General features: G+C 72.7%; 19 protein-coding genes. 7 read left to right on the top strand and 12 right to left on the bottom strand.

Translation table 11 applies throughout. The annotated features are described in order from the left end of the window. Positions 1-21 precede the first annotated feature (21 nt). The 6 genes from ABH925_RS33220 to ABH925_RS33195 all read right to left on the bottom strand — a co-directional run bounded on the left by ABH925_RS33220 (position 22) and on the right by ABH925_RS33195 (position 5,684). Positions 22-579: a vitamin K epoxide reductase family protein gene (locus tag ABH925_RS33220; protein WP_370154195.1), complete on the bottom strand. Its 558-nt coding sequence runs from the start codon at positions 577-579 to the stop codon at positions 22-24. A 164-nt stretch (positions 580-743) separates the two neighbouring features. Next, complete coding sequence (locus ABH925_RS33215) at positions 744-1,595, bottom strand: thioredoxin domain-containing protein (RefSeq protein WP_370154192.1); 852 nt, start codon at positions 1,593-1,595, stop codon at positions 744-746. A gap of 158 nt (positions 1,596-1,753) precedes the next feature. Continuing rightward, complete coding sequence (locus ABH925_RS33210) at positions 1,754-2,431, bottom strand: hypothetical protein (protein WP_370154189.1); 678 nt, start codon at positions 2,429-2,431, stop codon at positions 1,754-1,756. Next, on the bottom strand, positions 2,428-2,868 hold the full coding sequence (locus tag ABH925_RS33205; RefSeq protein ID WP_370154187.1) for a DUF779 domain-containing protein: 441 nt from the start codon (positions 2,866-2,868) through the stop codon (positions 2,428-2,430). The genes ABH925_RS33210 and ABH925_RS33205 overlap by 4 nt, the downstream gene beginning before the upstream one ends. 29 nt (positions 2,869-2,897) lie before the next feature. Continuing rightward, the gene (gene adh, locus ABH925_RS33200; protein ID WP_370154184.1) at positions 2,898-4,421 is read right to left on the bottom strand and encodes an aldehyde dehydrogenase; all 1,524 of its coding nucleotides are present in this window, start codon (positions 4,419-4,421) and stop codon (positions 2,898-2,900) included. Positions 4,422-4,544: 123 nt separating this feature from the next. Further along, the gene (locus tag ABH925_RS33195) at positions 4,545-5,684 is read right to left on the bottom strand and encodes a hypothetical protein (RefSeq protein WP_370154181.1); all 1,140 of its coding nucleotides are present in this window, start codon (positions 5,682-5,684) and stop codon (positions 4,545-4,547) included. A gap of 287 nt (positions 5,685-5,971) precedes the next feature. Here ABH925_RS33195 and ABH925_RS33190 point away from each other — a divergent pair, with 287 nt between their 5' ends. The 7 genes from ABH925_RS33190 (at position 5,972) to ABH925_RS33160 (ending at position 11,635) form a co-directional block, all read left to right on the top strand. Further along, complete coding sequence (locus tag ABH925_RS33190) at positions 5,972-7,117, top strand: aldo/keto reductase (RefSeq protein ID WP_370154242.1); 1,146 nt, start codon at positions 5,972-5,974, stop codon at positions 7,115-7,117. Further along, positions 7,117-7,857, top strand: a complete 741-nt coding sequence (locus tag ABH925_RS33185; protein ID WP_370154179.1) for a (Fe-S)-binding protein — start codon at positions 7,117-7,119, stop codon at positions 7,855-7,857. Before ABH925_RS33190 ends, ABH925_RS33185 begins: the two co-directional genes overlap by 1 nt. Further along, positions 7,854-9,356: a lactate utilization protein B gene (locus ABH925_RS33180; RefSeq protein WP_370154176.1), complete on the top strand. Its 1,503-nt coding sequence runs from the start codon at positions 7,854-7,856 to the stop codon at positions 9,354-9,356. Before ABH925_RS33185 ends, ABH925_RS33180 begins: the two co-directional genes overlap by 4 nt. Before the next feature lies 1 nt (position 9,357). Then, entirely contained in the window at positions 9,358-10,059 is a 702-nt protein-coding gene (locus ABH925_RS33175) for a lactate utilization protein C (protein WP_370154173.1), read from the top strand. Continuing rightward, positions 10,056-10,367 carry an L-rhamnose mutarotase gene (locus tag ABH925_RS33170; RefSeq protein WP_370154170.1) on the top strand — a complete coding sequence of 104 codons (312 nt, stop codon included), beginning with the start codon at positions 10,056-10,058 and terminating at the stop codon, positions 10,365-10,367. Before ABH925_RS33175 ends, ABH925_RS33170 begins: the two co-directional genes overlap by 4 nt. Further along, positions 10,364-11,218: an amidohydrolase gene (locus ABH925_RS33165; protein WP_370154167.1), complete on the top strand. Its 855-nt coding sequence runs from the start codon at positions 10,364-10,366 to the stop codon at positions 11,216-11,218. Before ABH925_RS33170 ends, ABH925_RS33165 begins: the two co-directional genes overlap by 4 nt. A gap of 129 nt (positions 11,219-11,347) precedes the next feature. Continuing rightward, positions 11,348-11,635, top strand: a complete 288-nt coding sequence (locus ABH925_RS33160) for a hypothetical protein (RefSeq protein WP_370154164.1) — start codon at positions 11,348-11,350, stop codon at positions 11,633-11,635. 29 nt (positions 11,636-11,664) lie between these two features. Here ABH925_RS33160 and ABH925_RS33155 read toward each other — a convergent pair whose 3' ends face one another. The 6 genes from ABH925_RS33155 to ABH925_RS33130 all read right to left on the bottom strand — a co-directional run bounded on the left by ABH925_RS33155 (position 11,665) and on the right by ABH925_RS33130 (position 19,563). Beyond that, positions 11,665-13,167: an MFS transporter gene (locus ABH925_RS33155; protein WP_370154162.1), complete on the bottom strand. Its 1,503-nt coding sequence runs from the start codon at positions 13,165-13,167 to the stop codon at positions 11,665-11,667. A 37-nt stretch (positions 13,168-13,204) separates the two neighbouring features. Next, positions 13,205-15,400 (bottom strand): ArnT family glycosyltransferase, encoded by a 2,196-nt coding sequence (locus ABH925_RS33150; protein WP_370154160.1) that lies wholly within the window; start codon positions 15,398-15,400, stop codon positions 13,205-13,207. A gap of 210 nt (positions 15,401-15,610) precedes the next feature. After that, on the bottom strand, positions 15,611-16,651 hold the full coding sequence (locus ABH925_RS33145) for an N-acetylglucosamine kinase (protein WP_370154158.1): 1,041 nt from the start codon (positions 16,649-16,651) through the stop codon (positions 15,611-15,613). Further along, positions 16,648-17,697 (bottom strand): ABC transporter ATP-binding protein, encoded by a 1,050-nt coding sequence (locus ABH925_RS33140; protein ID WP_370154155.1) that lies wholly within the window; start codon positions 17,695-17,697, stop codon positions 16,648-16,650. The genes ABH925_RS33145 and ABH925_RS33140 overlap by 4 nt, the downstream gene beginning before the upstream one ends. Beyond that, the gene (locus tag ABH925_RS33135) at positions 17,694-18,716 is read right to left on the bottom strand and encodes an ABC transporter ATP-binding protein (protein WP_370154152.1); all 1,023 of its coding nucleotides are present in this window, start codon (positions 18,714-18,716) and stop codon (positions 17,694-17,696) included. The genes ABH925_RS33140 and ABH925_RS33135 overlap by 4 nt, the downstream gene beginning before the upstream one ends. Next, positions 18,703-19,563 (bottom strand): ABC transporter permease, encoded by an 861-nt coding sequence (locus ABH925_RS33130; protein ID WP_370154149.1) that lies wholly within the window; start codon positions 19,561-19,563, stop codon positions 18,703-18,705. Before ABH925_RS33130 ends, ABH925_RS33135 begins: the two co-directional genes overlap by 14 nt. Positions 19,564-19,599: the final 36 nt, after the last annotated feature.

The raw sequence follows: 19,599 nt of genomic DNA, 5'->3' as shown, positions 1-19,599 counted from the left end.
TCCCGGCCGGGGCCACCGGGCTCAGAGCAGGGTCTGCCAGTAGTACCAGAAGCGGTTCAGGATCAGCAGGGCGATCAGCAGGTACCAGAGGGCCGGGACCACCCAGTGGTACGGGGCGAGTGCGGACCGCCGCCATTTCGGCAGGTTGTGCAGGGTGGTGTACCAGAACAGCGCGATCACCGACAGCCAGACCGCGACGCAGTACGGGCAGACCGCGCCGATCCGGTACAGGCACTGGAACATCAGCCAGTGCACGAACACGATGCCGAGCGTCGCCCCGGCCTGGAGGCCGAGCCAGAACCAGCGGCGGAAGCCGGCGCCGGCCAGGACCGCCGCGCCGACGGTCAGCACGACGGCGAAACCGGCCACCCCCAACAGCGAGTTGGCGAAGCCGAAGACCGAGGCCTGGCTGGTGCGCATCACCGAGCCGCAGCTGATCACCGGGTTGAGGTTGCAGCTGGGGACGTAGCCGGGGTTCTGCAGCAGCCGGAGCTTGTCCAGCGTCAGGGTGAAGGACGCGGCGAAGCCGACCGCTCCGGTGAGGAGCAGCAGCAGGCCGTACCCACGGCCCGCCGTCACCGGCCGCTGGACCCTGGCTGCAGCCGGGGCCGTGCCTGGGACCGGGGCCGGGACCGGGGCCGTGCCTGGGACCGGGACCGGGACCGGGACCGGGACCGGGACCGGGACCGGGCCGGACGCCGTACCGGGCGCGGGTGCGCTCGACGCGGCCGGGGTGGGGCCGGTCATTTCGCGGTGCCGGCGATGGTCTGCTGGACCAGGGCCGTGTACTGGTCCGGGGTGATCGGTCCGTTGTCGCCGAACACCTGCAGCGGCTTGCCGTTGAGGAGCAAGGTGGGCGTGGCGGTGACCCCGCTGGAGTTGAACGCGTCGGTGACCTTGCCGGCCCAGGCCTTGTAGGTGCCGTTGGTGACCGCCTGGTCGAAGGCGGGGGTGCGCAGCCCCGGCACCTTGCCGGCCAGCGCGAGCAGGGTGTTGACGTCGGCGAAGCCGTCGACGGTCTCCTCGGGCTGGTTGGCGTAGAGGACGGTGTGGAAGGCCTCGAACATCGCCGGGCTCTCGTTGAGCGCGGCCCCGGCCGCGGCGAGGGCGGCGTGGGAGCCGGAGCCGTTCAGGTTGGTGTCCAGGAAGGTGGCCATGTGGTACTGGATCTTGTACGTGCCGTTGTCGGCGAGCGCCCGCACCGCCGCCCCGTCGGCCTTCTCCATGGCGGAGCAGACCGGACAGCGGAAGTCCTCGTAGACGTCCAGGGTGTTGGGGGCGTCGGCCTTGCCGTAGACGATGACGGTGCCGTCGGTGCCGGAGGCGTGCGCCGGGACGGTGAGCCCGGTGTTCACGCCCGGGCGGCCGCCGGTACCGCCGCCCGAACCGGAGCTACCGGCGCTACCGCTGCTGGTGGTGCCGTTGCCGGCGAGGGCGATGCTGACGCCCACGCCGCCGCCTATGACCAGCACGAAGGACAGTGCGATCAGGGCAACGCGGCCCCGGGCGCCTCGCTTCTGCTGGGCCGCGCGCTCGGCGGCGAGCCGGTCGCGGGCGGAGTTCTGGGCGTCGGTGAAGTACGGCTGGTTGCTCATGGGTCTGCTTCTCTCTCAGGACTGTGGGACTGCACGAGCCGTGCCGCTACTCGGGCGCGGCCCAGGGCGCGCGCCGGTACGGCGGGGCGCGCCGGGCGCGAGAGCGCGCGGCGGCTACAGGAACTGCGGGCAGTGAGGACAGCGAAAGCCGGCGAACGTCAGCCGACGTGAGAGAGCAGCGGAGGTCCGCGCCGCAGCGCGGTGCGCAGCAGGACGTCCTGCGGCCCGGGGTGGCTGCGCCGTGGTGCCGGTGGTACGACGGTGCCGGGTACGGCAACCGGCAGCACCAGCAGGGCGAGGAGAACCCGCAGCGGCGCTGCCGCGTAGGCGCCGACGGCGCGCAGGGTGCGGAACACGGCGGACTCGCCGCGTCGCAGCCAGACGGCGGCGAGCAGGGCGGCGAGCACATGGGCGGCGAGCAGCAGCAGGAACTGACCGGCCGTCGGATGGACCGGCACCGATAGGTGCAGCGCCTCCAGCGGTGCCGAGCCCACGGTCATGCCGCGGGCCGGGCCGTTGCCGCAGAGCAGCAGGTCGGGAAGCCCGCCCACGGCGTAGAGCTGGTGCGTGCCCTGTCCGCAGGCCTGCTGCCCGAGGTTGAACGCGCCGTTGAGCATGAGTTCGAGCGGCACCAGTGCAGTGGCTATCTGCAGGTAGCTGCGTTCGTCGCCGCACAGCAGCAGGGCCACCAGGAAGACGGCGAGCCCGGCCCAGCAGGTGGTGACCACCGGCAGCGGCGCCCCGGTGATCAGGATGTGGCCGCCCGCGGAGACCGACAGAGCGAGCACGGCGAACACCGCCGCGCGTATCGCTCTGACAGTCGCCCCGGTGCTCATGACTGACGAGTATGCCATCCGAGCGCCTCGCTCTCGGCTGCGGTGAGCAGCCGGGAGCGGATCAGGAAGCGCACTCCTTCCGGGGCCTCCAGCGAGAAGCCGCTGCCCCGGCCGGGGACCACATCCACCGTGAGGTGGGTGTGGCCCCAGCGTTCGAACTGGTCCCTGGACATCCAGAAGGTCACCGGCTCGGCCATCCCGTCGATCCGCAGCGCGGCGAGCTGGACGTCCGAGCCGCCGGTGCGGAACTCTCCCTCCAGGTAGCACATCGGCGAGCTGCCGTCGCAGCAGCCGCCGGACTGGTGGAACATCAGCGGGCCGTTGGCCGCGTGCAGCGTGCGCAGCACGTCCGCCGCGGCGGGGGTGACCGCGACCCGTGACACTTCCGGCTGGTCCGGCTGCTCCGGGCGCTCCTGCTGTTCCGGCTGGTCCTGCATGGGCGTCTCCTGACCGGCGACCGGTTCGGCTAGAAGAAGCCGAGTTTCTTGGCGGAGTAGCTGACCAGCAGGTTCTTGGTCTGCTGGTAGTGGTCGAGCATCATCTTGTGGTTCTCGCGGCCGATGCCGGAGCCCTTGTAGCCACCGAAGGCGGCGTGCGCCGGGTAGGCGTGGTAGCAGTTGGTCCAGACCCGGCCGGCCTGGATGGCGCGCCCCGCCCGGTAGGCGGTGGTGGCGTCGCGGGTCCACACGCCCGCGCCGAGGCCGTAGAGGGTGTCGTTGGCGATCCGGATCGCGTCGTCGTAGCTCGCGAACGGGGCCACCGAGACGACCGGGCCGAAGATCTCCTCCTGGAAGATCCGCATCGCGTTGTTGCCCTCGAAGATCGTCGGCTCGACGTAGTAGCCGCCGGCCAGCTCGCCCGGCATGTCGGCACGGACACCGCCGGTGAGGATCTTGGCGCCCTCCTGCTGGCCGATGTCCAGGTAGGAGAGGATCTTCTCCAGCTGGTCGTTGGAGGCCTGGGCGCCGATCATCGTGGTCAGGTCCAGCGGGTGGCCCTGGACGATCGTGCGGGTGCGCTCCACGGCCGCGTCCAGGAAGTCGCTGTAGTGACCCTCCTGGATCAGTGCACGGGACGGGCAGGTGCAGACCTCGCCCTGGTTGAGGGCGAACATGGTGAAGCCTTCGAGCGCCTTGTCCAGGAAGTCGTCGTCGGCCGCGCTGACGTCGTCGAAGAAGATGTTGGGGCTCTTGCCGCCCAGTTCCAGGGTGACCGGCTTGATGTTCTCGCTGGCGTACTGCATGATCAGCCGCCCGGTGGTGGTCTCCCCGGTGAACGCGACCTTGGCGACCCGCGCGCTGGACGCCAGCGGCTTGCCGGCCTCGACGCCGAAGCCGTTGACGATGTTCACCACGCCCGGCGGGATCAGGTCCTCGACCAGGCTCATCCAGAAGTGCACCGAGGCCGGGGTCTGCTCGGCGGGCTTGAGCACCACGGCGTTGCCGGCGGCCAGGGCCGGGGCGAGTTTCCAGACCGCCATCAGGATCGGAAAGTTCCACGGGATGATCTGCGCGACCACGCCCAGCGGCTCGTGGAAGTGGTACGCCACGGTGTCGTCGTCGATCTCGGAGAGCGAGCCCTCCTGGGCCCTGATCGCACCGGCGAAGTAGCGGAAGTGGTCGATCGCCAGCGGGATGTCCGCGGCCAGCGACTCCCGGATCGGCTTCCCGTTCTCCCAGCTCTCGGCGAGCGCGAGGGCCTCGACGTTGGCCTCCATCCGGTCCGCGATCCGGTTCAGGATCCCGGCACGCTCGGCGGCGGAGGTGCGGCCCCAGGCCGGGGCGGCGGCGTGGGCGGCGTCCAGGGCGCGTTCGATGTCCTCGGCGGTGCCCCGGGCCACCTCGCAGAAGGTCTGGCCGGTCACCGGGGTCGGGTTCTCGAAGTAGCGGCCGAGTGCCGGGGCGACGAACTCGCCGCCGATCCAGTGGTCGTAGCGAGGCAGGTAGCTCATCTTCGCGCCGGGCTCGCCGGGCGCTGCGTACCGGGTCATGGGGCGTGACCTCCGTCGGCTTGCACTGCCGTCCGCCGTTGGACGGTCAGGCGATGCTGCGCACGCTAGTTCCGCCCCGGAGGTCGCGCAATGCCGCCTGACACAATCGACGGTGACGGACGGTCAGTTCTCTCCGCCGATCTTCCCGAGCCCGGGCAGGTACTGGTGCTCGACCGTGACCCCGCCAGGACGGCGGTCCCGCGGCGTGGTCGGGGTGACCACCACCGAGGGACGGCGGCGCGGCCCGGACCAGGGGGCCGGAACGGCCTCTATGTCGTAGGCGAGCCGGTAGGCCAGGGACTCGTAGTTGACCCGCCAGCCGTGGAAGTGCGGCCAGGCCTGCTCCGGGGTGCGCTCCATCGGGAAGCCCTGCTGTTCCATCCGGGCCACGCCCTCCAGGAACTGCCGGTAGGACAGGTCGATCTGACTGTCCGGCAGCGGGTCCGCGTCGTAGGGGATGCCGCGCACGTCGGCCAGGTCGCGCAGGCAGACGAAGCCGGCCCGCAGCGCCAGCCGGACCGGGGTCTGCCGACGGGACGGGTTGAACGCCAGCTGCAGCGCCCCCGCGTCCAGCACCGCGAGCAGGCAGACCAGCCAGTTGCGGGTGGGCCGGGCCGAGCGGAAGTGGATCAGCACCGGGTAGGTGGTGTGGCTCTCGTTCACCTCGGCGGCCCAGCGCTCCCAGTTGCCGAACAGCGAGTCCAGCGAGTCCAGCAGCTCGGTCTGGGCGTAGCGGGCCAGGATCTCCGGGCCCCAGGGCGGGCTGCCGGCCCGCGACTGCAGCAGCGTCACCTCGGCCTCCCGCCGGGCGTAGGCGCTGTAGAGCGAGGGCAGGTAGCTGATCTGCAGCGCGATGACGATGGGCCCGGTGGCCGCCGCCAGGAAGTCCACAGCCGTCAGCACGCTGCGCTGACTGCTGGCGAAGCCCAGCGTGAACAGTGACGAACCGGCCTCGATCAGCGCGGCCTTGGGGCCGAGCCCACTGACCGACGCCTCCAGCAGCGCATAGCCGACCATGAACGACCCGAGCCAGACCACCAGGGTCAGCAGCAGCGACAGCGGCGCGACCGGGGCCAGCACCTTGTCCTTGCCCTCGACCGTGCGGCAGCGGTCCGCGACCAGCTGGAACGCCCCGTGCAGGACGCCCTGCACCATCCGGGCGAGGCTGGACCGGGACGGACGCGGCATCACCACGGTGCGCACCACCGACGAGTAGGTACCGAGCACCACCGCGACACCGAGCACCCCGAGCAGGAACCGCATGGTCCTCCCTGTCCCCTTTCCTCCGTCGGCCGGGCGCCACCGACCACGGCAGCGTCACCCTACGCGATGGGTGGGCACACGACGGGTTGCCGAACTGCCCGCGCGTCAGTCATCGGGTCACTGACTCCTTGCCAGGGCTCTCAGTAGTCCCTAGAGTCCAATCGCCACATATTCATCGGATGTCTACTGGGAAGGGCGCCCTGTATGCCCCTGCTACGCGTCGGACTGATCGGACTGATCGGCGCCGGACGGCCGGTACCGGCAGAACAGGTGGCATCGTGAGCACCATGCAGCAGCATCCGCTCGGGCGCAGCGGCGTGCCGGTCACCCCGCTCTCCTTCGGCGCCGCCGCCATCGGCAACCTCTTCACCGAGGTCGGTGACGACCAGGCGCGCGCCGCCGTCGACGCCGCCTGGGACGCCGGCGTGCGCTACTTCGACACCGCCCCGCACTACGGTCTCGGGCTGTCCGAGCGCCGCCTCGGCGCCGCCCTGCGCGACCGTCCGCGCGCCGCGTACACCGTGTCCACCAAGGTCGGCCGCCTGCTGCGGCCCCGGAGCCGCCCGCGCGCCGGCGAACTGGACGACGGCTTCGCCGTGCCCGCCACCCACGACCGGGTCTGGGACTTCAGCGCCTCCGGCGTCCGCACCGCCGTCGAGGACAGCCTGGTCCGGCTCGGCCTGGACCGCATCGACGTGGTCTACCTGCACGACCCGGACCACCACGAGGCGGCGGCCTTCGGCTCCGGCTACCCGGAACTGGAACGGATGCGCGCCGAGGGCATCGTCGGCGCGATCGGGGCGGGCATGAACCAGACCCGGATGCTGGACCGCTTCGTCCGCGAGACGGACGTGGACGTGGTGCTGCTCGCGGGCCGTTACTCGCTGCTCGACCAGTCCGGGCTCGACTCCCTGCTGCCGGAGGCGGCCCGGCGCGGGGTCTCGGTCGTCGTCGGCGGCGCCTTCAACTCCGGCCTGCTGGCGGACCCCAGGCCCGGGGCGACCTTCGACTACGCCCCGGCCCCGGCCGAACTGCTGGAGCGCGCGCTGCGGATCAAGGCCCTGTGCGCGGAGTACGGCGTGCCGCTGCGCGCGGCCGCGCTGCGGTTCCCACTCGGGCACCCGGCCGTCGCCAGCGTGCTGGTGGGCATGCGCAGCGCGGCGGAGGCGACGGACGCGGCACGGATGCTGGGGCTACCGGTGCCCGCGGAGCTGTGGACCGCGCTGCGCTCGGCCGGGCTGCTGCCCGGCGACGTACCGCTGCCGCCTGACGGACCGGCACCCGTGGACGGGCCCGCGCCCCAGGACGGGCTGGCGCCGCCGGATGGGCCTGCGCCCCTGGACGGACCACCACGCACAGGCGGGCCGCTGCCTGGCGCACGGATCCCCCGGACGGCGACGTCCGCACGCGGCGAGTGCGAGGAGGTCGGCTGATGCGCATCGCGCTCTTCATCACCTGTTTCAACGACACCCTGTATCCGGACACCGGCAAGGCCGTGGTGGCCGTGCTGGAGCGGCTGGGCCACACCGTGGAGTTCCCGCTGTCGCAGACCTGCTGCGGGCAGATGCACTTCAACACCGGCTACCGGCCCGAGGCGCTGCCGCTGGTACGCGGCTTCGCCGAGGCCTTCGCCGGCTACGACGCCGTGGTCACCCCGTCCGCCTCCTGCGCCGGGATGGTCCGGGACAGCCACGCCGTGGTGGCCGAGCAGTACGGCGACCCGGCGCTGCGCGGAGCCGTCGCCCGGGTGACGCCGACGGTGTACGAGTTCACCGAGCTGCTGGTCGACGTCCTCGGCGTGACCGACGTCGGCGCCTTCTTCCCGCACCGGGTGACCTACCACCCCACCTGCCACTCGCTGCGGGGGCTGCGGCTGGGCGACAAGCCGCTGCGGCTGCTGCGTGCCGTACGCGGCATCGACCTGGTCGAGCTCCCGGGATCCGACTCCTGCTGCGGCTTCGGCGGCACCTTCGCGCTGAAGAACGCGGACACCTCCACCGCGATGCTGGCCGACAAGATGCGCGCGGTCGTCGGCACCGGCGCCGACGTGCTCTGCGCCGCCGACAACTCCTGCCTGATGCACATCGGCGGCGGCCTGTCCCGGCTGCGGACCGGGATCGGCACCCGCCACCTCGCCGAGATCCTCGCCACCACGGACGGAGCAGCCGGATGAGCGACGGCACCAACGGCAGCCCGCCCCGGACGCCCAACCCGGTGGTCTGGCTGGGCAGTCCCGGCTTCCCCGAGGCCGCCCGCACCGCGCTGGCCGACCCGCAGCTGCGCCGCAATCTGCGCAAGGCCACCGGGACGATCCGCGACAAGCGCCTCGCCGTCACCGCCGAGCTGGACGACTGGGAGCAGCTGCGCGACGCCGGGGCCGCGCTCAAGCGCCGGACGCTCCGTCATCTCGACCGCTATCTGCTGGAGTTGGAGGAGTCCGTCGTCAAGGCCGGCGGCGTCGTCCACTGGGCCGCCGACGCGGCCGAGGCCAACCGGATCGTCACCGAGCTGGTACGGGCCACCGGGCAGACCGAGGTGGTCAAGGTCAAGTCGATGGCCACTCAGGAGATCGGGCTGAACGAGGCGCTGGCCACCGCGGGCATCCACGCCTACGAGACCGATCTGGCGGAGCTGATCGTGCAGTTGGGCGATGACCGGCCCTCGCACATCCTGGTCCCGGCGATCCATCGGAACCGCGCCGAGATCCGCGAGATCTTCGTCCGGGAGATGGCGCACTGGGGGCGCCCCGCGCCCGAGGGCCTGTCCGACGAGCCTCGGGCGCTGGCCGAGGCGGCCAGGCTGCACCTGCGCGAGAAGTTCCTGCGCGCCAGGGTCGCCGTCTCCGGCGCCAACTTCGCCATCGCCGAGACCGGCACGGTCGGCGTGGTCGAGTCGGAGGGCAACGGGCGGATGTGCCTGACCCTCCCGCAGACGCTGATCACCGTGATGGGTATCGAGAAGGTGCTGCCGCTCTGGTCCGACCTGGAGGTGTTCCTGCAGTTGCTGCCGCGATCCTCCACCGGCGAGCGGATGAACCCCTACACCAGCACCTGGACCGGCGTCACTCCCGGCGACGGACCGCAGGCGTTCCACCTGGTGCTGCTCGACAACGGCCGCAGCGCGACGCTGGCCGACCGGGTCGGCCGACAGGCGCTGGCCTGTATCCGCTGCTCCGCCTGCCTCAACGTCTGCCCCGTCTACGAGCGCACCGGAGGCCACGCCTACGGCTCGGTCTACCCGGGTCCGATCGGCGCGGTGCTCACCCCGCAGCTGGCCGGGGTCGAGCACGCGAGCACCTTGCCGTTCGCGTCCACGCTCTGCGGGGCCTGCTACGACGCCTGCCCCGTGAAGATCAACATTCCGGAGCTGCTGACCCATCTGCGGGCCGAGGTGGTCGAGGCCGGCCGGCGCCGTCGGCGTATCCCGGGCGCCGAGTCGCTGGTGATGCGGGCCGCGACCGCCGTGCTCGCCACGCCGGGACGGCTGGCCATGGCGCAGCGGGCCGCCACGCTGGGCGGGCGGCTGCTGGCGCGCGGGGGAACCATCGGCCCGCTGCCCGGACCGCTGCACGGCTGGAGCGACGCCCGCGACACCCAGGCCCCGCCGCCGGAGTCGTTCCGCTCCTGGTGGCAGCGCACCCACGGGCCCACCAACGGGGTTGGAGAGCACTGAGATGACGACCAGTCAATCTTCGGCGCGGGAGACGCGGGAGACCGTGCTGAACGCGATCAGGGCGGCCCTGGCCGATGTCCCGCCGGACGAGACGCCGGAGCAGGTGCCGGTCCCGCGCGACTACCGGCGCAGCCACGCCGGGCCCGACCTGACCGCCCTGTTCGCCGAACGCGTCGCCGACTACCGCGCCACGGTGGTGACGGCGTCCGCCGCCGAAGCGCCGGAGCGCATCGCCGGGCTGCTGGCCGCGCGCGGGGTCGGCAGGCTGGTGGTGCCGCCGGGCTTCCCCGACGAGCTGCTGCCGCAGGGTCCGTGGCTCCGGCTCGGCGACGATCCGCCGCTCGGGACCGCCGAGCTGGAGGCCGCCGACGGCGTGCTCAGCACCGCGGCGGCGGCGATCGCCGTCACCGGCACCGTCGTCCTGGACGCGGGCCCCGGACAGGGCCGCCGGGTGCTCACCCTGCTGCCGGACTACCACCTGTGCGTGGTCCGCGCCGAACAGATCGTCGGCGACGTCCCCGAGGCGCTGGCCCGGCTCGACCCCGCCCGTCCGCTCACCTTCGTCTCCGGTCCGTCCGCGAGCAGCGACATCGAGCTGGACCGGGTCGAGGGCGTGCACGGCCCGCGCACCCTGCACGTCCTGGTCGTGACCACCCCCGTGACCACCCCGAGCGGCACCGCGCCGGTTCAGGAGGAGAAGTGAGAGTCGCCCTGCACACCCGCGTCCGCGCGGACCGGACAGCGGAGTACGAGCAGGCCCACCGCGAGGTCCCGGAGGAGCTGACCGCCGCCATCCGCGCTGCGGGGGCGACCTCGTGGACCATCTGGCGCAGCGGCACGGAGCTGTTCCACCTGCTGGAGGTGGACGACTACCCGGCGCTGATCGCCCAGTTGGAGCGGCTGCCCGTCAACGCCGCCTGGCAGGCCCGGATGGCCGACCTGCTGGAGGTCGCCCACGACTACTCGGCCGAGGGCGGCGACGCCCCGCTCCCCGTGGTCTGGGAGCTGTGACCGGCAGCGCCAGGGTCGTCGACGCCCACCACCATGTCTGGGACCTGTCGGTGCGCGACCAGGACTGGATCACCGGCCCGGCGCTCGCGCCGATCGCCCGCAGCTTCGCCCTGGACGAGTTGCGTCCGCAGGCCCGGGCGGCGGGGGTGGACGCCACCGTACTGGTGCAGACGGTCTGCGTGCCGGAGGAGACCCCCGAACTGCTGCTCCTCGCCGCGACGGATCCGCTGGTGGCCGGCGTGGTCGGCTGGACCGACCTGACCGCACCCGACGTGGCCGACGCACTCGCGGCGCTGCGCGAGGGGCCGGGCGGCGAGCACCTGGTCGGCATCCGGCACCAGGTGCAGGGCGAGGCCGACCCGGAGTGGCTGCTGCGCCCGGACGTCCGGCGCGGTCTGCTCGCGGTCGCGGCGGCCGGACTGGCCTACGACCTGGTGATCACACCGGAGCAGCTCCCGGCGGCCACCCGCGCCGCCGAGGCCCTGCCCGACGTCCGCTTCGTGCTGGACCACCTGGGCAAGCCGCCGATCGCGTCGGGCCCGATCCGGCCGTGGGCGGACCGGCTGCGTGCCCTGGCCGCGCTGCCCAACACCGTCGCCAAGCTCTCCGGCCTGCCGACCGAGGCGGACTGGCACACCTGGACCAGCGCCGACCTGCGCCCCTACGCGGACACCGCGCTGGAGACCTTCGGCCCGCAGCGGCTGCTGTTCGGTTCGGACTGGCCGGTCGTCACCCTGGCCGCCGACTACGCGCGGATCGTGCGCACGGCCCGGGAGTTGACCGAGTGCCTCGCGCCGAGCGAACGCGAGGCCGTCTTCGGCGGGAACGCGATCGCGGTCTACCGGATGTGATCCGAGGGGTGGACCCTTGTCAGGAGAGGATGGTTCCCGGACACACTTTCTCCCTAAATCCCTGCACATGCTCTTGGCATGTGCGGGACGATGGATGTGACGTATCTCTCCACTATCGGGGGAACCACCGTGGGCCGTCATGCGCCAGATCCGCTTCCCAGCCCCGAGACCACCCGCACCCATCTACGGGTCCTCTCCACGCTGCTGGCCCGACACGCGGCCGACCTTCCCGACACCACACTGAGCGATGCCACCCGGCAGGACGCGATCCGGCTGCTCGCCTGGGCCACCTCGGCGGCCGCGCTCGCCGCGGCGGCGCTCAGCGAGAACGATCCGGCACAGGCCCTGCGCTACCGCACCCAGGTGCGGGACACGCTGGCCGAGGCGCATGCCCTGGCCTGGTACCCAGGCTGGTGACAGCGTATCCAGGCTGGTGACAGCGGTCCTCAGGCCGCCTCGGAGCCCTCGGTGTCCACGGACTCCGCGCAGTCAGTGCCGCGGCAGGGCTGGTCGATGGACGGCAGCGCGCCGCGGCGCGGGGCGCCCGCCACCGGAGCCGCCGCGCCCGGCATGGTGAACCAGGACAGCACCCCCGCCGCGGTCATCAGCCCGGCGCAGACCCACACCGCGCGGTGGAAGGCCGAGTTCACCGCCGCGCCGGACCGGTACTCCTCGCCCGACAGGCCCACCAGCGCCGGCAGCGCCGCCACCACCAGCAGGCTGCCGGTTCGCGCGGCGGCGTTGTTCACCCCGCTGGCCAGACCGGCCCTGCGGGTCTCCACCGCGTTCAGCGCGGTCGCGGTCAGCGGCGCCACCAGCAGCGTCATCCCCAGACCGAGCAGCACCGAGGCCGGCAGCACGTCCACCAGGTAGGAGGCGCCCGGTCCGATCCGCAGCATCAGCAGCAGCCCGGCCGCCGCCAGCAGCGGGCCGACGGTGAGCGGGATCCTGGGGCCGATCCGCTCCCCCAGCTGGGCCGCCCTGCTGGACAGCAGCAACATCAGCACGGTGAGCGGCATCGTCCCGAGGCCCGCCATCAGCGGACTGAACCCGGCGGTGATCTGCAGCTGCAGCACCAGGAAGAAGAGGATCCCGCTGAGCCCGCCGTAGATCAACACGGTGGCCAGGTTCACCATGCCGAAGACCCGGGCCGAGAACAGATCCAGCGGCAGTATCGGCGTGTGGGCGCGACGCTCCGTCAGGTAGAAGGCCACGCCGCCCACCAGGGCGAGCGCCCCGGCCCACGGCGCCAGCCCGTGGCCGCTGGTGAGCGCGGCGGTCAGGGCGCCCAGGGTCAGCGCCGCCAGCCCGGCGCCGAGCATGTCGAAGCGGCCGGTCGCGGTCTCGTCCCGGTTCTCCGGCACGTGCCGCAGCGCGACCGCCACCGCGATCACCGCCAGCGGAAGGTTGATCAGGAACACCCAGCGCCAGCCGGGTCCGCCCACCAGCCAGCCGCCGAGCAGCGGACCCAGCGCCCCGGACACCCCGCCCAGGCCGGACCAGAGGCCGACCGCCCTGGCCCGGTCCTCCGGCCGGAACACCGCCTGCAGCAGCGACAGCGACCCGGGGGTGAGCAGCGCCCCGCCGACGCCCTGCAACGCCCTGGCGGCGATCAGCACCTCGATGTTGGGGGCCAGCCCGCAGACCGCGGAGGCCAGCGCGAACCAGGTGACACCGATCACGAAGACCCGGCGGCGACCGTAGCGGTCGCCCAGCGCCCCGCCGAGCAGGATCAGCCCGGCGAGGGTCAGCAGATAGGCGTTGACGACCCACTGCAGCGCGGCCAGCGAGGCGTTGAGGTCCTTGCCGATGTGCGGCAGCGCGACGTTCACCGCCGTCCCGTCGAGCAGGGCCATGGCGGAACCCAGGACGGCGGTGCCGAGCACCCACTTACCGGTCGGATCGGCCAGCCGCACCTGTCCGGCCTGCCTCGATCGTGCCTCCGGCATCCGTCCCGCCCCTTTCGACAGCCGCGCCCGTACGCAGTCAGCCGGTCCGCGCTCCGCAGCGGTAGAGCTGCGCCCCGGTCACCCCGCCCCCGTAGTCGCCCGGCGGCACGGCGGAGCAGCTGCGGGAGATCCACAACACGGTCCGCGCAGCCACCGTACCTCCCCCGGCGGGATCGACGGGGTCGGACATCACGGTGTCCGTCCCGGTGTCTGTGCCACTCTTCGGCGCACCGTTCGGCGTCGTGCCGGCTCCGGCGCCGGGACGGCCGGACGGACGGCCCGGCCCGCCTGCTGACGTCCGGTCAGCCAGCAGGACGTAGCGCAGGGTGCCGTCGGCGATCTCGCGTCGCAGGGTGCCCAGCGCGGGCGCGGGGGCCTGGCCGGTGAAGCCGCCGATCGGCAGCACGGCGGCGTCGGTGGCCAGGATGTACGGGGAGGCCAGGCTCCAGCTGGTGGTGGCGAAGACATAGCGGGCCCTGCCCTGGTGCGCCCTGGTGTAGGCGACCAGTGCCTGCTGGGCCGGCGTCAGCGTGCCGGTGGCCTGCGGCCAGGACAGCCCCGCCGCGCGGCCGGGCGACTCCCCCGCCGCCAGGTACTGGCCGTAGGGTGACCCGCTCTGCGGTCGGTGCTGGGGCCGGGCGGCGGGACCGACCGTACCCATGCCCGAGTGCCCGTACGCCGGGTCGAGCACGGTCGCGGTCCACAGCGCGGGCCCGAGCAGCAGCGCCGCCACCCCGAGCAACAGCCCGGCCCGGCCCGCCGCCGAGATGTTCGGCGACCGCAGCGGAAGCAGCAGCGGCACCGTGAGCAGCAGCAGCGCGACCAGCGCCAGCAGCAGTACGGCCGGGGCCAGCGGCGACAGGAAGTGGGGGTAGTTCCGGGCCAGCAGCGCAGCCCACCCCGCGCCGACCGCCACGGTGACCGGCAGTGGCCAGGCCCCGCGCGCCCCGTCGCGGTACGCGCGCCAGAGCTGGACCAGCCCGAAGCCGCCGAGCGCGGCGAGGGGGGCGGCGATCACGCCCATGTAGTAGCTGTGGCCGCCGACGCTGCCGGCGCTGAGCACCAGGAAGAAGACGCCGAGCCAGGCGCCCCAGAGCAGCAGCCCGGCCCGCAGCGGGTCGGTGCGGGGTGCCTTGCGGCGGGCGTACAGGCCGAAACCGAGGGAGAGCAGGCCGAGCGGGTAGAACCAGCCGGTCTGCGAGGCGAGCGGCCCGGCCAGCAGCTTGCCCCAGCCGTCCTCACCCCCACCCGCCGGCCCCGCCGGACGCGGCGACCCGTCAACCGGCGTGGTCGTCGAGCCGGGCTGCGCCGCACTCACCAGCCGCGCCGGGGACTCGGGCCGCCCCGACTGCGGGCCACCGCGCACGGCGGAGACGCTGCCGGTGTCGGCCGCGTTCACCCCGACCGCGGCGAAGCGGTTCAGGAAGTTGTAGCCCACGACCATGCTCACCGCCGAGTTGTCGGTGGTCCCGTCGACGTACGGACGGTCCTGCGCGGGGGTCAGCGTGATCAGCAGCATCCAGGACGCGGACACCACCAGGGTGAGCGCCCCGGCGCAGCCCAGCCGCAGCAGCCTGCGGCGCAGCGGCGCGGGGGCGGCGACCAGGTAGGCCAGCGCCAGTGCGGGCAGCACCGCGAAGGCCTCCAGCATCTTGGCCTGGAAGGCCAGGCCGACCCAGAACCCGGCCAGCAGCAGCGGGCGGCAGGCGGCGGTGCGGGCGGCCCGGGTGGTGGCATCGGCGGCGAGCAGCAGCAACAGCGTGAAGGCGGGGTCCTCCACCGAGGTACGGAACAGCCCGGCGACCACCGGCGTCAGCGTGAACAGCGCCGCGGCGATCAGCCCGGCCTCCACCCCGGCCCAGCGCCGCACCGCCCGGTGCAGCACCAGCACGCTGAGGACCCCCTCGACCACCTGGGGCAGCGTCAGCGCCCAGGCGTGGAAGCCGAAGAGCCGCGCGGACAGCGCCTGCGGCCAGAGGAAGCCGGGGAGCTTGTCCAGGGTGATGGTGCTGCCCGGGTCGAACGACCCGTACAGGAATGCCTTCCAGCTCCCGGACATGCTGCGCACGGCGTCCGCGTAGAAGGGGTGGTACTGGCTGTGCTGAATGTCCCAGGCATAGAGCAGACCGGCCACCGAGACGATCAGTATCAGCGCGGGACGTGCGTAGCGGGGGCGCGGAGAGTCCATGCGCACGGCGGCGCCGAGCGGTGCGGTGATCGCGGTGGTGGCCATACCCGCCAGCCTCGCGCCGCCCGAACCGGCGCCGGCTCCGCGAAACTGAAAAACGGTGAACTATGGGGCAAACCTGACGATCTCTTGACGTTCCATCCACCGCATGTTCAGCCGGCGCACGTCTGAGCCAACGCCCTGGGCAGGCGCCCCGGGGCGCGGCGATCGGGTCCCGCGCCCCGAGGGCGGCACCGGCTCAGGGTGGCGGCTCGGTCAGAAGGAGGCGCGTAGGCGGGTCAGGGCTTCGGGTGGGGCGGCGAGGTGGTCGAGGCCGAGGAGGGCTGCGCCGGCGACCGGGGGGACGTCGGCGTAGCAGGGCAGAGCCGAGGGGGCGTGCTCCTTCAGGCGGGCCTCCACCGACTGGGTGAGCAGTGGGTGCCGGCTGGCCAGGATGCCGCCGCCGAGGACCACCTCCACGTCGGTGCCGGTGAGGTCGAGCCGGTCCAGGATCGAACGGGCCATCAGGAACACCTCCTCGGCCTGCCGGTCGACCAGCGCCAGCGAGACCGGGTCGCCCGCCTCGGCCTGCTGGAACAGCACCCGGCTGAGCGTGATCACGTCCTGCTCGGCCAGCACGCCCTTGTGCACGGCCACGCAGACGTCGTGCATGCTGGCCTCGCCGAAGTAGGCCGGAACCTCGCGGCGCAGCGCGGTCTCCGGGCCTCGGCCGTCCTCGGCCCGGATCGCCGCGTAGAGGATCTCGTCGCCGAGCCAGCGCCCGCCGCCCCAGTCGCCGGTGTAGTGGCCCAGCGCCAGGAAGCGGGCGGTGCGCCCGTCCGGGGCGACTCCGGCGCAGTTCATCCCGGCCCCGCAGACCATGGCCACGCCCCAGGGGCGCTGGGTCCCCGAGCGCAGCAGCGCGAAGGTGTCGTTGAGCACCTGCGAGCTGTGCGACCAGCCGCGTTCGGCGAGTTCCGCCGAGAGGGCGGCCTCCTCCTCCGGCAGGTCCACGTTCGCCAGGCAGGCGGAGATGTGCCGGGCCACCGGACCGAACCCGCCCCGGCCGGGAGTGCCGGCGGTACCGACGGCACCGGCGGGCGCGTCAGCCGCGCCCTCGCTGCCCGGCAGGCCGGCCTTCCGGGCGACCTCGGCGACCAGCGGGGCCAGCGACGCGCTGTCGGGGGCGGTCGACCCCGGGCCCCGGACGCTGGCGAGGACGCTGCCGTCCGAACCGACCAGCACCAGGTCGGTCTTGCTGTTGCCGCCGTCGATGGCGAGTACGGCGGGTAGCTCAGGCGTCGGGGGGCGGCTCACGCGTGCTCCCGCTGGGGTGGGGCGGTGGTGCCCGGGGCGGTGTCCGGCTGGGTGACGTGGCAGGCCGCCAGGTGCCGGGGGCCCAGGTCGCGCAGCAGCGGGGTGACCGTGGCGCACTCGTCCACGGCGACCGGGCAGCGGGCCCGGAACCGGCAGCCGGGGCGCGGGTCGACGACTTTCGGCGGCTCCCCCCGGTCCGCGCCGGCCAGGTCGGCCAGCGGGGCGCGCGGATCCGGCACGGTGGCCAGCAGCAGCTGGGTGTACGGGTGCTTGGGGCGGGCCAGGATGTCCTCGATCGGCCCGTGCTCGACGATGGTCCCGGCGTACATCACCACCAGCCGGTCGGCGGCGTAGCGGGCGCTGGCCAGGTCGTGGGTGATGTAGAGGAAGGAGACCCCGGCCTGGTCGCGCAGTTCCGTCATCAGGTTGAGCAGGCCGATCCGGATCGAGACGTCCAGCATGGACACCGGCTCGTCGGCGATGATCAGCTTCGGGTTGGAGGCCAGCGCCTGGGCGAAGCCCACGCGCTGGCGCTGACCGCCGCTCATCTCGTAGGGGTACTTGTTCATGTAGGCGGCGGCCGGGGTCAGGCCGACCACGGTCAGCAGCCGTTCGGCCTCGGCGGTGCGCTGCGCCGCGTCCAGCTCCGGGCGGTGCAGCACCAGGCTGCGCAGGATGCCGTGCGAGATCCGGTAGACCGGGTTGATGGAGCTGAACGGGTCCTGGAACACCATCGGCGCCTGGCTGCGGTACGCGAGCTGGTCCTTGCGGGACCGCAGCCGGGACAGCGGGCGGCCCTCGAAGAAGATCTCCCCGGAGGTCGGCGTGTAGACCATGGCCAGCAGCCGGGCGATGGTCGACTTGCCGCTGCCGCTCTCCCCCGCGAGGGCGACGATCTCGCCGCGACCGATCGTCAGGTCGGCGTCGTCGACGGCGTGCAGGGTGCGCTTGGAGAAGATCCCGCCGATCTGGAAGTGCCGGGTCAGCGCAGCGGTCCGCAGCAGCGGTTCCTCGGCACCCGGGGCGGTGGTGGGCTGCGCGTTCATGCCGGGACCTCCTGGTGGCTGACCTGGCCGGGCGCGTGCAGCAGGCAGCGGACCAGCACCTGGTCGACGGAGTAGAGCTCCGGCCCGCTCTCGGTGCAGGCCGGCATCACCTGCGGGCAGCGCGCGGCGAAGCGGCAGCCCGGCGGCGGGTCGGACAGGTCCGGCGGGGTGCCGGGGATGCCGAGCAGCGGCAGCCGGGGCCCGCGGATGGACGGGAAGGCGTCCAGCAGACCGGCGCTGTAGGGGTGCCTTGGGGTGTCGAACACCGTACGGGTGGCGCCGAGTTCGGCGATCTGCCCGCCGTACATCACGATCAGGCGGTCCGAGAAGTGGCTGACCAGGGACATGTCGTGGGTGACGAAGATGATCGCGAAGCCCAGCTCCCGCTGCAGCTCCTTGATCTGCACCATCAGCGACCGCTGCGCGACCACGTCCAGGGCGCTGGTCGGCTCGTCCATGATGATCAGGTCCGGGGAGAACAGCAGCGCCATGGCGATCATCGAGCGCTGCCGCATCCCGCCGGAGAGCTGGTGCGGGTAGCTGTTCAGGTGCACCGGGTCGACACCGACCAGCTCCATCACCTCGCGTGAACGCGCGGCGTGGTCGGCGGCGTAGTGGTGGGCCCTGAGCACGTCACGAAACTGGGCCCCGATGGTCTTCACCGGGTTCAGCGCGTTCATCGCGCTCTGCATCACCACCGAGATCTGCGACCAGCGCACCGACTGGAGTTGACGTTCCGTCAGGCCGACCAGGTTGCGGCCCTTGAAGACCGCGCTGCCGCCGGTGATCCCGGCCGGCGCGCTGAGCAGTTGCGCGATGCCGAACAGCAGCGTGGACTTGCCGCAGCCGGACTCCCCGACGATGCCGAGGAACTCGCCGCGCCGCAGGGTGAAGCTGACCCTGTCGACGGCCAGCGCCGAGCCGCGCGCGGTGGCGTACTCCACCGTCAGCTCGCTGACCTGCAACAGCGGGTCCCGGTCCGGCTCGTAGCCGAGGTCGGTGACATCAAGCGGCGACACGGAGCCTCCTGACGGGGCGCAGGGCCGGGTTGCTGATCTCGTCGAAGGCGTTGTTGAGCAGAGCGAACGCGGTGCCGAGCAGGGCGATGCACAGGCCCGGGACGGCGGCCCAGACGTAGCCGCCGGTCTGCAGCGCGGACTGGTTCTGCGCCCAGTAGAGCATGGTGCCCCAGTCGTAGGTGTTGACGTCGCCCAGCCCGAGGAACTCCAGGCCGGAGGCGGTGAGGATGGAGTAGAGCGCCGCGCCGAGGAAGTTGGCGACGATCAGCGAGGTCATGTTGGGCAGCAGCTCGAACACGATGATGTAGGAGCGGCGTTCGCCGCGGACCTTGGCGGCCTCCAGGAAGTCCCGGTTCCGCAGCGACAGCGCCTGGGACCGCAACTGCCGTGCACCGTAGGACCAGCCGGTGACCACCAGCGCGATGATCATGACGCTGATGCTGTGGTGCGCGAAGTAGCCGGCGATGACCACCACCAGCGGCAGGGTGGGGATCACCAGCACCACGTCGGTGAAGAGGTTGAGCACGTCGTCCCAGACGCCGCCCAGGTAGGCGGCGCTGACCCCGATCAGCACCGACAGCACGGTGGCGAACAGGCCGGAGACGACGGCGATCAGCAGCGCGGGCCGGGCGCCGTGCACCACCTGGACCCAGATGTCCTGGCCGAAGGCGGTGGTGCCGAGGATGTGCTGCCCGGAGATGCCCAGCGAGGTGTCGGGGGTGATCCGGGCCGGGTCGCCGGGGGCGATCAGGCCCGGCACCAGGGCCATGAGCAGGAAGAGAAGCAGGATGAACAGTCCGGCGGCGGCCTTGCCGTTGTGCCGGATCGCCCTGAGCAGATTGGTCATGGGAGTGGCTTCCTGGGTCGATTCCTCGGGGTCTTC

It is taken from the genome of Streptacidiphilus sp. EB129, assembly GCF_041262645.1.
In the GTDB taxonomy this organism is placed as follows: Bacteria; Actinomycetota; Actinomycetes; order Streptomycetales; family Streptomycetaceae; genus Streptacidiphilus.
This window is presented reverse-complemented; position numbering and strand designations above follow the sequence as displayed.

Excerpts from the sequence above, each read along its gene's own strand:
- ABH925_RS33130 (WP_370154149.1), bottom strand. The coding sequence starts at position 19,563 with ATGACCAATCTGCTCAGGGCGATCCGGCACAACGGCAAGGCCGCCGCC.
- ABH925_RS33175 (WP_370154173.1), top strand. The coding sequence starts at position 9,358 with ATGACGACCAGTCAATCTTCGGCGCGGGAGACGCGGGAGACCGTGCTG.
- ABH925_RS33215 (WP_370154192.1), bottom strand. The coding sequence starts at position 1,595 with ATGAGCAACCAGCCGTACTTCACCGACGCCCAGAACTCCGCCCGCGAC.
- ABH925_RS33190 (WP_370154242.1), top strand. The coding sequence starts at position 5,972 with ATGCAGCAGCATCCGCTCGGGCGCAGCGGCGTGCCGGTCACCCCGCTC.
- ABH925_RS33205 (WP_370154187.1), bottom strand. The coding sequence starts at position 2,868 with ATGCAGGACCAGCCGGAACAGCAGGAGCGCCCGGAGCAGCCGGACCAG.
- ABH925_RS33195 (WP_370154181.1), bottom strand. The coding sequence starts at position 5,684 with ATGCGGTTCCTGCTCGGGGTGCTCGGTGTCGCGGTGGTGCTCGGTACC.
- ABH925_RS33150 (WP_370154160.1), bottom strand. The coding sequence starts at position 15,400 with ATGGCCACCACCGCGATCACCGCACCGCTCGGCGCCGCCGTGCGCATG.
- ABH925_RS33140 (WP_370154155.1), bottom strand. The coding sequence starts at position 17,697 with ATGAACGCGCAGCCCACCACCGCCCCGGGTGCCGAGGAACCGCTGCTG.
- ABH925_RS33180 (WP_370154176.1), top strand. The coding sequence starts at position 7,854 with ATGAGCGACGGCACCAACGGCAGCCCGCCCCGGACGCCCAACCCGGTG.
- ABH925_RS33185 (WP_370154179.1), top strand. The coding sequence starts at position 7,117 with ATGCGCATCGCGCTCTTCATCACCTGTTTCAACGACACCCTGTATCCG.
- ABH925_RS33210 (WP_370154189.1), bottom strand. The coding sequence starts at position 2,431 with ATGAGCACCGGGGCGACTGTCAGAGCGATACGCGCGGCGGTGTTCGCC.
- ABH925_RS33155 (WP_370154162.1), bottom strand. The coding sequence starts at position 13,167 with ATGCCGGAGGCACGATCGAGGCAGGCCGGACAGGTGCGGCTGGCCGAT.
- adh (WP_370154184.1), bottom strand. The coding sequence starts at position 4,421 with ATGACCCGGTACGCAGCGCCCGGCGAGCCCGGCGCGAAGATGAGCTAC.